The following is a 13841-nucleotide window of genomic DNA, read 5'->3' on the forward strand; positions in this document are numbered from 1 at the left end:
ATAGGGGGACGCACGGCTGAAGGGGAACATGCCATGAGTGCCGAGGACCTCGAGAAGTACGAGACCGAGATGGAGCTGAAGCTCTATCGCGAGTATCGCGACGTCGTCGGGCTGTTCAAGTATGTGATCGAGACCGAACGCCGTTTCTACCTCACCAACGATTACGAGATGCAGGTGCACTCGGTCCAGGGCGAGGTGTTCTTCGAGGTCTCCATGGCCGACGCGTGGGTCTGGGACATGTACCGACCGGCCCGGTTCGTCAAGCAGGTGCGGGTGCTGACCTTCAAGGACGTGAACATCGAGGAGCTCAACAAGAGCGATCTCGAACTTCCCGGCACCTGAGCGGCCACCGCACCCGGCACTGAGCGGCCGCTGCCCCCGGGGGCGGCGGTCGTCCGTCGTGTGGGTGACGGAGTTATCCACAACGCCCCGGTTGTCCACCAAGATCCACAAGCGGGGTGGGGACGCGGGATCGTCGGTACCGGAGGTGGTGCCGGATGAACGCGAAGGGCGTGGCACAGCAGGCATTGGGGCGGTACGGCGAAGAGCTGGCGGTACGGACGCTGGCCGAGGCCGGGATCACCGTGATCGCGCGGAACTGGCGGTGCCGGAGCGGGGAGATCGACATCGTCGCGCGGGACGGGGACGCCCTCGTCGTGTGCGAGGTGAAGACCCGGCGGGCGGGGGAGTTCGAGCACCCCATGGCCGCGGTCCGGCCGGGCAAGGCCGCGCGATTGCGCCGGCTCGCCGAGCGCTGGCTCGCGGACCACGGGGGGCCACCCCCGGGCGGTGTGCGCATCGACCTCGTCGGAGTCCTGCTGCCGCGGCGCGGTGCGCCCGTGGTGGAACACGTCAGGGGGGTTGCCTGATGGGGTTCGCGCGGGCCTGCTCGGTGGCCCTCGTGGGCGTCGAGGGCGTGGTGGTCGAGGTCCAGGCCGACCTGGAGCCCGGGGTCGCGGCCTTCACGCTGGTGGGGCTGCCCGACAAGACCCTCGTCGAGAGCCGGGACCGGGTGCGGGCGGCCGTCGTGAACTCCGGCGCCGCGTGGCCGCAGAAGAAGCTCACGGTCGGGCTCAGCCCGGCCTCCGTACCGAAATCCGGCGCCGGCTTCGATATGGCCGTGGCGGCCGCGGTGCTGGGGGCCGCCGAGGTGGTCGATCCCGCCGCCATCGCCGACCTCGTGCTCATCGGAGAGCTCGGGCTGGACGGCCGGGTGCGCCCCGTCCGGGGCATCCTGCCGGCGGTCCTCGCGGCGGCCGAGGCGGGATACCGGCAGGTCGTGGTCCCGCAGCAGTGCGCGGCCGAGGCCACGCTCGTCCCGGACGTCTCGGTGCTCGGGGTGCGCAGCCTGCGGCAGCTGATCGCGGTGCTGACGGACGGGGTGGTGCCCGAGGAGGATCCGCCGGATCCGCCGGGGCGGCCGGATCCCATGCTGGCCGGCCTGGTCGTGCCCGGCGCCGGCCTCGGCACGGGGCTCGCCCGCGGTTCGGCGGGCGGGGCAGACTCCCCGGACCACCCCGACCTCTCCGACGTCGCCGGGCAGTACGGTGCCCGCCGGGCCCTGGAGGTGGCCGCCTCCGGGGGACACCACCTCTTCCTCAGCGGGCCTCCGGGCGCGGGCAAGACGATGCTGGCCGAGCGGCTGCCGTGGATCCTGCCGCCGCTCACCCGACAGGACTCCCTGGAGGTGACGGCCGTCCACTCGGTCGCGGGAATCCTTCCGCCCGGGGAACCACTGGTCGGCCGGCCCCCGTACTGCGCCCCGCACCATTCGGCGACGATGCAGTCACTGGTCGGGGGCGGGGCCGGCGTGCCCAGGCCCGGGGCGGTCTCGCTGGCCCACCGGGGCGTGCTCTTTCTGGACGAGGCCGCCGAGTTCAGCACCAAGGCCCTGGACGCCCTGCGGCAGCCCCTGGAATCGGGACACGTGGTCATCGCCCGGGCCGCCGGGGTGGTACGGCTGCCGGCCAGGTTCCTGATGCTGCTCGCGGCCAATCCCTGCCCGTGCGGCAGGCACAGCCTGCAAGGGGCCGGCTGCGACTGTCCGGCCTCCGTCGTCCGGCGCTACCAGGCCCGGCTGTCCGGGCCGCTGCTGGACCGGGTGGATCTGCGGGTGGAGGTCGAGCCGGTCACCCGGTCCGATCTGCTGGGGCGCGGCGGCCGCGGGGAGAGCACGGCGGTGGTGGCGGACCGGGTCCGGGAGGCCAGGGACCGGGCCGGGGCGCGGCTCGCGGACACCCCGTGGCGACTCAACGCCGAGGTGCCCGGACACGAGCTGAGGACCCGCTGGCCGGCGGAACCGGGAGCCCTGGCCCAGGCCGAGCGGGACCTTGAGCGCGGGCTGCTCACCGCGGGGGGCTGGACCGGGTGCTGCGGGTCGCCTGGACCGTCGCCGACCTCCGGGGGCGGGACCGGCCCGGAGCGGCGGATGTGGCCGTCGCCCTGGAGCTGCGCACCGGAATCGCCCGCGGGGCGACGCTGGCCGCGGGGGCCGGGCCATGAGCGCCGCCGGACCGGGTCACGGACCGGAGCGCGAGCGGGAGTGCGTACCCACCCCCGGGTGCGATCCGGGTTCGGCCCCGGACGGTGAGCCGCCGAGCTGGGCCTCGGAGTCGCGGCCTGAGCGGGAGAAGGGGCCCGGCTGCGGGTCGGAGTCGGCCTCGGACGGTCAGCCGGGGCCGAGCTGGGGCTCGGAGTCCGGGTCGGGGCCGGGGTCGGCGCGGGAGAAGGGGCCGGGCTGCGGGTTGGGGTCGGCGCGGGAGAAGGGGCCGGGCTGCGGGTTGGGGTCTGGGTCGGAGCGGGGGAAGGGGCCGGGCTGTGGGTCGGGGTCGGCCTCGGACGGTGAGCCGGGGCCGGGCTGGGGCGGAGAGTCCGGGTCGGGGTCGGCGCGGGGGAAGGGGCCGGGCTGTGGGTCGGGGTCGGTGTGGGAGGAGGGGGCGGGGGTGGAGGTGTTGGCGCGGGTTGCGTTGACGCGGGTGCTTGAGCCCGGGGAGGAGCACGGCGGCCGCTGGCTCCGGGCGTTCGGCGCCGTCGGGCTGATACGGCTGCTCTCGGGCCCCGCCCCGGAAACGGGCACGCTGGCCGGGGTGGGGCCGGACCGGCTCGCCGGATACCGCAGACGGGCCGCGCTCGCCGACCCACGGCGGGACCTCGCGGCAGCCGCCGAGTCGGGCGCACGGTTCGTCTGCCCGGGGTCGGCGGAGTGGCCGACCCAGCTGGACGACCTGGGTGACGAACGGCCCATCGGCCTGTGGCTCCGGGGCCGGCCCAGCCTGCGGACCTGGGCGCTGCGCTCCGTCGCCGTGGTCGGCGCGCGGGCCTGTACCCCGTACGGGGCGCACATGGCCCAGACCCTGGCCGCCGGGCTCGCCGAGCGCGGCTGGGTGGTGGTCTCCGGCGCGGCGTACGGGATCGACGGCGCCGCGCACAGGGGAGCACTCGCCTCGGGCGGGGCCACGGCCGCGGTGCTGGCCTGCGGAGTCGATGTGGCCTACCCGCGCGGGCACGCCGGTCTGCTCGGCCGGATCGCCGGCCAGGGGCTGGTCCTCGGGGAGTTGCCGCCCGGCAGTCACCCCACGCCCAGCCGGTTCGTACTGCGCAACCGGGTCATCGCCGCCCTCACCCGGGGGACGGTGGTGGTGGAGGCGGCCCACCGCAGCGGCTCCCTCGTCACCGCCCGGCGGGCCCAGCGGCTCGGGCGGCTCACGATGGGCATCCCCGGCCCCGCCACCAGCGGGCTCTCGGCCGGGGTGCACGCACTGCTCCGGGGCGAGGCGGCGCTCGTCACGGACGCCGCGGAGGTGATCGAACTGGTCGGGGCCATGGGCGAGCTGGCTCCCGAGCGGCGCGGTCCGGTACTCGCGCGCGACCTGCTCGACCCGGCCGCCGCCCGGGTACTCGAAGCCCTCCCCGCCGGCCGCCTCGCGAACGTGGCGGAGGTCGCCCTCGCCGCGGCCACCGACACTGATGAAGTCATCGGCAGACTGTACGAACTTCACTCTCTGGGGTTCGTCGAACGGCAGGGCGACGGCTGGCAGTTGACCAGGCAGACACCTGAGGGAGGCATACAAACGGGCACCCCCCGGCGAGGCGGTCGTTGACCTGGGGCGTTCCGGTGAAAGAGTGAAGCCGATGAGAGACGCGGTCTTCCCGGTGGCAGTCGCCGGGACCGAGCGCCAGGCGCCGGTCCCGGGCCGCCCGCGCGACTCGGGCCGCCCCTGCACCCCCGCGCGATCCCGTACTCTTCGCGCACCGCGACTCTTCCGTCACGCTACGCTCCCAAGGAATCCCGCTCCGGCAAAGGCGAAGCATGCCCCAGCACACTTCAGGGTCTGACCGCGCTGCGGTGCCGCCCGCTGCCCGCGGCAGCGAGCGGTCCACCGCGCCCTCGTCCCTGGAGGCACTCTGGCGCTCGTACAAGGAGTCGGGTGACGAGCGGCTGAGACAGCAGCTGATCCTGCACTACTCGCCCCTCGTGAAGTACGTGGCGGGCCGGGTCAGCGTGGGTCTGCCGGCCAATGTGGAACAGGCCGACTTCGTCTCCTCCGGCGTCTTCGGGCTGATCGACGCCATCGAGAAGTTCGACATCGACCGGTCCATCAAGTTCGAGACGTACGCGATCACCCGGATCCGGGGCGCGATGATCGACGAACTGCGGGCGCTGGACTGGATCCCGCGCTCCGTCCGGCAGAAGGCGCGGGCCGTGGAGCGGGCCTACGCGACGCTGGAGGCCCAGCTGCGGCGCACGCCGTCGGAGTGCGAGGTCGCCGAGGAGATGGGGATCGGGGTCGAGGAACTCCACACCGTCTTCAGCCAGTTGTCCCTGGCCAACGTGGTCGCCCTGGACGAGCTGCTGCACGCCGGCGGGGAGGGCGGCGACCGCCTGTCGCTGATGGACACCCTGGAGGACACCGCCGCCGACAACCCGGTGGAGGTGGCCGAGGACCGCGAACTGCGGCGGCTGCTGGCGCGGGCGATCAACACCCTGCCCGAGCGGGAGAAGACGGTGGTGACCCTCTACTACTACGAGGGCCTCACCCTCGCCGAGATCGGCAACGTGCTGGGCGTCACCGAGAGCCGGGTCAGCCAGATCCACACCAAGTCCGTGCTGCAACTCAGGGCGAAGCTGGCGGATGTCGGGCGATGACGGCCGTCGGCCTTGCGCACCTCCGTAAAGTGGACGTGTGCCCAGGATTCGAGCGGCCTCCGTGGCCGAGCACCGGTCGATGCAGCGCGGCGCCCTGTTGGACGCCGCGCGTTCCCTGCTGTCCGAAGGCGGTACGGAGGCGCTGACCTTCCCCGCCCTCGCGGAGCGGACCGGTCTCGCCCGGTCCTCCGTGTACGAGTACTTCCGCTCTCGCGCGGCCGTGGTCGAAGAGCTGTGCGCGGTGGACTTCCCCGTCTGGGCTGCCGAGATCGAGGCGGCGATGGAGGCGGCGGACACGCCGGAGGCGAAGATCGAGGCCTACGTGCGGAGCCAGCTCGGGCTGGTCGGGGACCGGCGGCACCGGGCCGTGGTGGCGATCTCGGCGAGTGAGCTGGACGCCGGGGCGCGGGAGAAGATCCGCGCGGCGCACGGCGGGCTGATCGCGATGACGGTCGAGGCGTTGGGCGCGTTGGGCCAGGCCGAGCCGCGTCTCGCGGCGATGCTGCTGCAAGGGATCGTGGACGCTGCCGTCCGGCGCATCGAGCTCGGCGCGGCCGAGGACCCCGACGTCGTGACGGAGACCGCCGTCGCCATGGCCCTGCGGGGCGTACGGGGCTGACCCGGCGGCAGCCTCGCGGGCGGTCCGCTCAGGCCGCGCACGTCAGACGCCGGCGGGGCCGGGTGCGGCCGTCGTGGGGAGCAGTCTCGGCGTCGGGCGGGGGAGCAGCGCCAAGGGGTTCAGGTAGGTGTCGCCTGCCAGGAGGCCCCAGTGGAGGCAGGGGCCGGGGCAGTGGGCGCCCTCCGTGAGGACCGCGACGACCTGGCCCGCCGCCACCTCCTCGCCCTCGGCGACGAGCGGGCGGACCGGTTCGTACGTGGTGCGCAGGCCGCCCGGGAGGGTGAGGGAGAGGACCCCGCGCCCGGCCACCTGCCCGGCGTGGTGCACCCGGCCCGGGCCGACCGCGCGGAGCTCCGCGCCCACCGGGGCCGCCAGGTCCACGCCGCGGTGCCCCGCCGCGTACGGGCTCGGCGGCGGATCCCACCACCGGACCACGGCCAGCGGCGCGGGCAGCGGCCGGACGGCGCCGGGGACGGCGCCGGGGACGGCGGCGCGGACTCCGACGCCGTCGCCGGGCATGGCGGGGCCGGGCGGCACGGCCGCTGCGGCGGTCAGGGCCAGGAGCAGGCTGAGCAGCAGTGATGTCATGCCGTCCAGGGTCCCGGCCGCGGCGCGCGGCACGCGGGCGCCTGTGGACAGCCCGAAGGGTGTGGACAAGGGCGTCACCCGGCATACCGCCGGGTCCCGTACACTTCTTGTGGCGATCCGGGTCACCGGGTCGACTTCGCACGCCCCAGCATCGGCCGGTCAGGCCGCATGGCAGCGCCTCTCGGTCCCCTCGTCGGGGGCAGGGTGCATTGGGTCGTCAGGAACCAAAACCGAGAAACCAAGGAGATGGCCATGGCCGTCGTAACGATGCGGGAGCTGCTGGAAAGCGGCGTCCACTTCGGTCACCAGACCCGTCGCTGGAACCCGAAGATGAAGCGCTTCATCTTCACGGAGCGCAACGGCATCTACATCATCGACCTGCTCCAGTCGCTGTCGTACATCGACCGCGCCTACGAGTTCGTGAAGGAGACCGTCGCGCACGGTGGCTCCATCATGTTCGTCGGTACCAAGAAGCAGGCCCAGGAGGCCATCGCCGAGCAGGCGACGCGTGTTGGTATGCCGTACGTCAACCAGCGCTGGCTGGGTGGCATGCTCACCAACTTCTCCACCGTCTACAAGCGCCTTCAGCGTCTGAAGGAGCTTGAGGCGATCGACTTCGAGGACGTCGCCGCCTCGGGTCTCACCAAGAAGGAGCTCCTGGTCCTCTCCCGCGAGAAGACCAAGCTGGAGAAGACCCTCGGTGGTATCCGCGAGATGTCGAAGGTCCCCAGCGCCGTCTGGATCGTCGACACCAAGAAGGAGCACATCGCCGTCGGTGAGGCGCGCAAGCTCCACATCCCGGTCGTCGCGATCCTCGACACCAACTGTGACCCCGACGAGGTCGACTACAAGATCCCGGGCAACGACGACGCGATCCGCTCCGTCACCCTGCTCACCCGCGTGATCGCCGACGCTGTCGCCGAGGGCCTCATCGCCCGTTCCGGCGCCGCGACCGGCGACTCGAAGCCGGGCGAGAAGGCCGCCGCCGAGCCGCTCGCCGAGTGGGAGCGCGACCTGCTCGAGGGCGACAAGAAGGCTGACGAGGCCCCGGCCGCCGTTGTCGACACCGCCAAGGTGGACGCCGACGCCGCCGCCGAGGTCGCTGCCGAGGTCACCCCGGCCGCCGAGGCCGAGGCCCCGGCCGCCGCCGAGGTCGTCGAGGCTCCGGCCGCCGACGCCGAGCAGGCCTGACCCACTGAGAGCGCCCGGCGTTCACGCGCCGGGCACTCCCAGCACGGACGATGACGGTGGAGGAGCCGCGCCACGAGCGCGCCTCCTCCACCGTTCACCCGTAGATCTACGACTTCGAGAGAGAATCACAGACTCATGGCGAACTACACCGCCGCTGACGTCAAGAAGCTCCGCGAGCTCACCGGCGCCGGCATGATGGACTGCAAGAAGGCCCTGGTCGAGTCCGACGGCGACGTCGACAAGGCTGTTGAGGCCCTGCGCATCAAGGGTCAGAAGGGCGTCGCCAAGCGCGAGGGCCGTTCTGCCGAGAACGGCGCCGTCGTCTCCCTGATCAGCGACGACAACACCTCCGGTGTTCTGGTCGAGCTGAAGTGCGAGACGGACTTCGTCGCCAAGGGTGACAAGTTCCAGGCCGTCGCCAACCAGCTGGCCGCGCACGTCGCCGCCACCTCCCCGGCGGACATCGAGGCGCTCCTCGCGTCCGAGATCGAGCCCGGCAAGACCGTCCAGGCGTTCGTGGACGAGGCCAACGCCAACCTCGGCGAGAAGATCGTCCTGGACCGCTTCACGCAGTTCACCGGCGGTTACGTCGCGGCGTACATGCACCGCACCATGCCCGACCTGCCGTACCAGATCGGCGTCCTCGTCGAGCTCGACAAGGAGAACGCCGAGGTCGCCCGCGGCGTCGCGCAGCACATCGCCGCGTTCGCGCCGAAGTGGCTCTCCAAGGACGACGTCCCGGCCGAGGTCGTCGAGTCCGAGCGCCGCGTCGCCGAAGAGGTCACCCGCGCCGAGGGCAAGCCCGAGGCCGCGCTCCCGAAGATCGTCGAGGGTCGCGTCAACGGCTTCTTCAGGGACAACACGCTCCTTGGCCAGGCGTACGCCCTGGACGCCAAGAAGTCCGTCCAGAAGGTTCTGGACGAGGCCGGTGTCACCCTGACGCGCTTCTCGCGCATCAAGGTCGGCATCTGAATCCGTCCGTACGCGACGGACACCGGACCCCGCTAGGGTCTGAAGCAGTCGTCCGCGCTCGCGCAGGACGACCGCAGATCTGACGAGGAGGCCATTGCCGCAGAGGGAACCGCGAGGACCCACCGGCAATGGCCTTCTTCGTATGTGCACGAGGAGATCTCCATGAATCAGGGCGTAGACCCCCACACCGCTTCCGACGACAAGAACGACCACGAGAACAAGGGCCGGCGCTTCATGCTGAAGCTGTCGGGTGAGGCCTTCTCCGGAGGCGGCGGACTGGGTGTCGATCCCGACGTCGTGCACGCCATCGCCCGTGAGATCGCGGCCGTGGTCCGCGACGGCGCGGAGATCGCGGTCGTCATCGGCGGCGGCAACTTCTTCCGCGGCGCCGAGCTGCAGCAGCGCGGCATGGACCGGGCCCGGTCCGACTACATGGGCATGCTCGGCACCGTCATGAACTGCCTCGCACTCCAGGACTTCCTGGAGAAGGAGGGCATCGCCAGCCGCGTCCAGACCGCCATCACCATGGGCCAGGTCGCGGAGCCGTACATCCCGCTGCGCGCCGTGCGCCACCTGGAGAAGGGGCGCGTCGTCATCTTCGGCGCCGGCATGGGCATGCCGTACTTCTCCACCGACACCACGGCCGCCCAGCGTGCCCTGGAGATCGACGCCGAGGCCCTGCTCATGGGCAAGAACGGTGTCGACGGGGTCTATGACTCCGACCCGAAGAAGAACCCGGACGCGGTCAAGTTCGACGCGCTGGAGTACAGCGAGGTGCTCTCCCGCGACCTCAAGGTCGCCGACGCCACCGCCATCACGCTGTGCCGTGACAACAAGCTGCCGATCCTCGTGTTCGAGCTGCTCGCCGAGGGCAATATCGCCCGCGCCGTCAAGGGTGAGAAGATCGGCACGCTCGTGAACGACCAGGGCACCCGGGCCTGAGCAGTCGGATGCCGGGCCCGGCCCACCGGGCCCGCCCCGGCCGACTGGACCATCCACTCAAGACATGCAGGAGCACGTGGTGATCGAAGAAATCCTCCTCGAAGCCGAGGAGAAGATGGAGAAGGCCGTCGTCGTCGCGAAGGAGGACTTCGCCGCGATCCGTACCGGTCGTGCGCACCCGGCGATGTTCAACAAGATCGTGGCGGACTACTACGGTGCCATCACGCCCATCAACCAGCTGGCCTCGTTCGCGGTTCCCGAGCCGCGCATGGCCATCGTGACGCCGTTCGACGCGTCCGCGCTGCGCAACATCGAGCAGGCCATCCGCGACTCCGACCTCGGTGTCAACCCGAGCAACGACGGCCGCATCATCCGGGTGACCTTCCCCGAGCTGACGCAGGACCGCCGCAAGGAGTACATCAAGGTCGCCAAGAACAAGGCCGAGGACTCCAAGGTCTCCATCCGCTCCGTCCGCCGCAAGGCGAAGGACGCCCTTGACAAGCTCGTCAAGGACAAGGAGGCCGGCGAGGACGAGGTGCGCCGCGCGGAGAAGGAGCTCGACGACACCACCGCCAAGTACGTGGCGCAGGTGGACGAGCTGCTCAAGCACAAGGAAGCCGAGCTCCTCGAAGTCTGATGAACGACTCTTCCTGGCAGCCGGAGCCGGTTCCGGCGGGTCCCGCATACGATGCGCTGGTGGGCCCGCACACTCGGCCCATGCCCATCGTGCCCGATGCCGCCGGCCGTGACTTCGACGACCGGGAAGCACGCGATCGGGGAGCCGCCTCGGACGGCGGCTCCCTCTTCCGCGACGAGACGCCGCCGCAGGAGCCCATGCCCAGCCCTCCGCCTCCGCCTCCGCCTTCGCAGGCACCCCGGGACGACTCGCCGCCGCCGAAGAAGCGCGCCGGGCGGGACCTGCGGGCCGCCATAGGGGTCGGCGTGGGCCTCGGCGCGGTGATCTTTGCCTCCCTGTTCATCGTCAAGGCGGTCTTCGTCGGCGTCATCGTCGTCGCGGTCGTCGTGGGCCTGTGGGAACTCACCTCCCGGCTCCAGGAGCAGAAGAGCATCAAGGCGCCGCTGGTCCCGCTGGCGGTAGGCGGCGCGGCGATGGTCATCGCCGGATACGTCCGCGGGGCCGAGGGCGCCTGGGTCGCCATGGCCCTGACCGCGCTGGCGGTGCTGGTCTGGCGGATGACCGAACCGCCCGAGGACTACCTCAAGGACGTCACGGCGGGCGTCTTCGCGGCGTTCTACGTGCCGTTCCTGGCCACCTTCGTCGCGATGCTGCTCACCGCCGACGACGGCCCGCAGCGGGTGGTCACCTTCCTGGTCCTGACCGTGGTCAGCGATACCGGGGCCTACGCGGTCGGCTGGCGTTTCGGCAAGACCAAGCTGGCGCCGCGCATCAGCCCCGGCAAGACCCGCGAGGGGCTGTTCGGCGCGGTGGCCTTCGCGATGGCGGCGGGCGCGCTCTGCATGGAGTTCATGATCGACGGGGGCTCCTGGTGGCAGGGCCTGCTGCTGGGCCTCGCGGTCGCGGTCAGCGCCACCCTGGGTGACCTCGGCGAGTCGATGATCAAGCGGGACCTGGGCATCAAGGACATGGGCACGCTGCTGCCGGGGCACGGCGGCATCATGGACCGGCTCGACTCCCTGCTGCCGACCGCTCCGGTCGTGTGGCTGCTGCTGGCCGGTTTCGTGGGCACGGGCTGACACGGCTGGTGTGGGCACGGGCTGAACTGCCCGGGTTATCCTGGAAGGCGCGCCACTCGCAGTGGCGCGCCTTTCCTGCCCCGCGACAGCGGGGTCACCCTGTGAGGTCGCCTGGCTCCGGTCGAGCCATTGCCGTCGCTCCGCTCTCGCGGAGGTCGCCCGGGCCTCGTTCCACTGAGGAGTACCCGCTCATGGCCCCCCGTCCCGGAGAACTCACTTTCGTCGCGCCCCGCGGAGCGAAGAAGCCACCCCGGCACCTCGCCGACCTGACGCCGGCCGAGCGCCGCGAGGCGGTCGCCGCGATCGGTGAGAAGCCGTTCCGGGCCAAGCAGCTCTCGCAGCACTACTTCGCCCGCTACGCGCACGACCCGGCCGAGTGGACGGACATCCCCGCGGCCGCCCGCGAGAAGCTCCAGCAGGAGCTGCTCCCGGACCTGATGAACGTCGTCCGGCACATCTCGTGCGACGACGACACCACCCGCAAGACCCTGTGGAAGCTGCACGACGGCACGCTCGTCGAGTCCGTGCTGATGCGCTACCCCGACCGGGTCACCATGTGCATCTCCTCGCAGGCCGGCTGCGGCATGAACTGCCCGTTCTGTGCCACCGGCCAGGCCGGCCTGGACCGGAACCTGTCCACCGCTGAGATCGTGCACCAGATCGTCGACGGCATGCGCGCCCTGCGCGACGGCGAGGTCCCCGGCGGCCCGGCCCGGCTGTCGAACATCGTCTTCATGGGCATGGGCGAGCCGCTCGCCAACTACAACCGCGTCGTCGGAGCCATCCGCCGCCTCACCGACCCCGAGCCCGACGGCCTGGGCCTGTCGCAGCGCGGGATCACCGTGTCCACCGTCGGCCTGGTCCCGGCCATGCTGCGCTTCGCCGACGAGGGCTTCAAGTGCCGCCTGGCCGTCTCGCTGCACGCGCCGGACGACGAGCTGCGCGACACGCTGGTGCCGGTGAACACCCGGTGGAACGTGCGCGAGGTGCTGGACGCGGCCTGGGAGTACGCGGAGAAGTCCGGCCGCCGGATCTCCATCGAGTACGCCCTGATCCGCGACATCAACGACCAGGCCTGGCGCGGTGACCTGCTCGGCAAGCTGCTCAAGGGCAAGCGCGTGCACGTCAACCTCATCCCGCTGAACCCGACCCCGGGCTCCAAGTGGACCGCCTCGCGCCCCGAGGACGAGCGGGCCTTCGTGGAGGCCATCGCCCGGCACGGCGTTCCCGTCACCGTCCGGGACACGCGCGGCCAGGAGATCGACGGCGCGTGCGGCCAGCTGGCCGCCTCGGAGCGCTAGCCACGGCCTTCTGGGGCCGGATCGGCCACGGGGTACCCTGTGGCCGAACCAATTGCATATTCCGACAGGGGAGCGCCACAGCGCTGAGAGTGCGGTATCCGTCATCCGCAGACCCTCTGAACCTCGCCCCGGTCATTCGGGGTAGGAAGTTCGGTCACCACTCAAGCTGTTGCGCCCTGCCCGGCGACCGCTCCTACTGAGCGCCGGGCGGGGCCGCGTCTTCTCCTGGACATCCCAGGAGGAATTCACCAGTGAGCACCACCAGGAAGTTCGCGGGCGCCCTGCTCGCGACCGCGCTCGGCGTCACCACGCTCAGCGCCTGTGGCGGCGGCGGAGACGCCAAGGACAAGGCGGCGGACGCGAGCGACGCGTCGCCGAAGTCCAAGACCGTCACGCTCGTCTCCCACGACTCCTTCGTCGTGAGCGAGCCGGTCCTCAAGGAGTTCGAGCAGCAGAGCGGCTACACCGTGAAGGTGCTGAAGTCCGGGGACGCCGGCGCGGCGCTGAACCAGGAGATCCTCACCAAGGGCTCGCCGCGCGGCGACGTCTTCTTCGGTGTGGACAACACCCTCCTCTCGCGCGCCCTCGACAACGGCATCTTCACGCCGTACGAGGCCAAGGGCCTCGGCGAGGTGAAGCCGGAGTACGTGCTCGACAAGGAGCACCGGGTCACCCCGGTCGACTCCGGCGACATCTGCGTCAACTACGACAAGCAGTACTTCGCCGACAAGAAGATCGCCCCGCCGCAGACGCTGGACGACCTGATCAAGCCGGAGTACAAGAACCTGCTGGTCACCGAGAACGCCGCGACCTCCTCGCCCGGCCTCGGCTTCCTGCTCGCCTCCGTCGGCAAGTACGGCGAGGAAGGCTGGAAGGACTACTGGAGCAAGCTCAAGGCCAACGGCGTCGAGGTCGTCGACGGCTGGGAGCAGGCGTACAACGAGCGCTTCTCCGGCTCCGCGGGCGGCAAGAAGGCCAAGGGTGACCGCCCGCTGGTCGTCTCCTACGCCTCCAGCCCGCCCGTCGAGGTGCTGTACGCCGACCCGCAGCCGGCCGAGGCCCCCACGGGCGTCGCCACCGGCACCTGCTTCCGCCAGGTCGAGTTCGCGGGCCTGCTCAAGGGCGCGAAGAACGGGGAGGGCGGCAAGGCGCTCCTGGACTTCCTGATCGGCAAGAAGTTCCAGGAGGACATGCCGCTCCAGATGTTCGTGAACCCGGTGGTCGAGGACGCGAAGCTGCCGGAGCTGTTCACGAAGCACGGCGTGGTGGTCGAGAAGCCGGAGAGCGTGGCTCCCGAGACCATCGCCAAGAACCGTGACCAGTGGGTCAAGGCATGGTCCTCGCTCGTCGTGAAGTAGTACGGGAG

The 13841-nt window shown here is 71.4% G+C and carries 13 protein-coding genes, 1 pseudogene and 1 riboswitch; of the genes and pseudogenes, 13 read left to right on the plus strand and 1 reads right to left on the minus strand.

Annotation, left to right across the window (positions count from 1 at the left end; translation table 11 throughout):
- Positions 1-33: 33 nt before the first annotated feature.
- From MTF65_RS21670 to MTF65_RS21695, 6 genes and pseudogenes are all read left to right on the plus strand, one after another.
- Entirely contained in the window at positions 34-342 is a 309-nt protein-coding gene (locus MTF65_RS21670) for a DUF2469 domain-containing protein (protein WP_153486264.1), read from the plus strand.
- 155 nt (positions 343-497) lie between these two features.
- Positions 498-869: a YraN family protein gene (locus tag MTF65_RS21675; protein ID WP_243630551.1), complete on the plus strand. Its 372-nt coding sequence runs from the start codon at positions 498-500 to the stop codon at positions 867-869.
- Positions 869-2502 (plus strand): annotated as a pseudogene (locus tag MTF65_RS21680) (YifB family Mg chelatase-like AAA ATPase). The gene MTF65_RS21675 and the pseudogene MTF65_RS21680 overlap by 1 nt, the downstream one beginning before the upstream one ends.
- Positions 2503-2975: 473 nt before the next feature.
- Complete coding sequence (gene dprA / locus MTF65_RS21685; RefSeq protein ID WP_374207279.1) at positions 2976-4100, plus strand: DNA-processing protein DprA; 1125 nt, start codon at positions 2976-2978, stop codon at positions 4098-4100.
- A gap of 209 nt (positions 4101-4309) precedes the next feature.
- Positions 4310-5146 carry an RNA polymerase sigma factor WhiG gene (gene whiG / locus MTF65_RS21690; protein ID WP_243630553.1) on the plus strand — a complete coding sequence of 279 codons (837 nt, stop codon included), beginning with the start codon at positions 4310-4312 and terminating at the stop codon, positions 5144-5146.
- 61 nt (positions 5147-5207) lie between these two features.
- Positions 5208-5765 (plus strand): TetR/AcrR family transcriptional regulator, encoded by a 558-nt coding sequence (locus tag MTF65_RS21695; RefSeq protein WP_243630637.1) that lies wholly within the window; start codon positions 5208-5210, stop codon positions 5763-5765.
- 42 nt (positions 5766-5807) lie between these two features.
- Here the strand turns inward: MTF65_RS21695 and MTF65_RS21700 are convergent, their stop codons facing one another.
- Positions 5808-6353 carry a M23 family metallopeptidase gene (locus MTF65_RS21700; protein ID WP_243630554.1) on the minus strand — a complete coding sequence of 182 codons (546 nt, stop codon included), beginning with the start codon at positions 6351-6353 and terminating at the stop codon, positions 5808-5810.
- Positions 6354-6605: 252 nt separating this feature from the next.
- Here MTF65_RS21700 and rpsB point away from each other — a divergent pair, with 252 nt between their 5' ends.
- The 7 genes from rpsB (at position 6606) to MTF65_RS21735 (ending at position 13833) form a co-directional block, all read left to right on the plus strand.
- Positions 6606-7544 (plus strand): 30S ribosomal protein S2, encoded by a 939-nt coding sequence (gene rpsB, locus MTF65_RS21705; protein ID WP_243630555.1) that lies wholly within the window; start codon positions 6606-6608, stop codon positions 7542-7544.
- A 135-nt stretch (positions 7545-7679) separates the two neighbouring features.
- Positions 7680-8516: a translation elongation factor Ts gene (gene tsf / locus MTF65_RS21710; RefSeq protein WP_243630556.1), complete on the plus strand. Its 837-nt coding sequence runs from the start codon at positions 7680-7682 to the stop codon at positions 8514-8516.
- Positions 8517-8678: 162 nt separating this feature from the next.
- Positions 8679-9458, plus strand: a complete 780-nt coding sequence (pyrH, locus tag MTF65_RS21715) for a UMP kinase (RefSeq protein WP_243630557.1) — start codon at positions 8679-8681, stop codon at positions 9456-9458.
- Between the two features lie 79 nt (positions 9459-9537).
- A complete protein-coding gene (frr, locus tag MTF65_RS21720; protein WP_243630638.1) occupies positions 9538-10095 on the plus strand; it encodes a ribosome recycling factor in 558 nt (185 codons plus the stop codon).
- Positions 10095-11174 carry a phosphatidate cytidylyltransferase gene (locus MTF65_RS21725; RefSeq protein WP_243630558.1) on the plus strand — a complete coding sequence of 360 codons (1080 nt, stop codon included), beginning with the start codon at positions 10095-10097 and terminating at the stop codon, positions 11172-11174. Before frr ends, MTF65_RS21725 begins: the two co-directional genes overlap by 1 nt.
- 191 nt (positions 11175-11365) lie before the next feature.
- On the plus strand, positions 11366-12475 hold the full coding sequence (rlmN, locus tag MTF65_RS21730; RefSeq protein ID WP_243630559.1) for a 23S rRNA (adenine(2503)-C(2))-methyltransferase RlmN: 1110 nt from the start codon (positions 11366-11368) through the stop codon (positions 12473-12475).
- Positions 12476-12531: 56 nt separating this feature from the next.
- A riboswitch (TPP riboswitch) is annotated at positions 12532-12641 on the plus strand.
- A gap of 85 nt (positions 12642-12726) precedes the next feature.
- Positions 12727-13833 carry a thiamine ABC transporter substrate binding subunit gene (locus MTF65_RS21735; protein ID WP_243630560.1) on the plus strand — a complete coding sequence of 369 codons (1107 nt, stop codon included), beginning with the start codon at positions 12727-12729 and terminating at the stop codon, positions 13831-13833.
- Positions 13834-13841 lie beyond the last annotated feature (8 nt).

Origin of the sequence: Streptomyces sp. APSN-46.1, from assembly GCF_022815725.1 — a bacterium.
GTDB lineage: Bacteria > Actinomycetota > Actinomycetes > Streptomycetales > Streptomycetaceae > Streptomyces.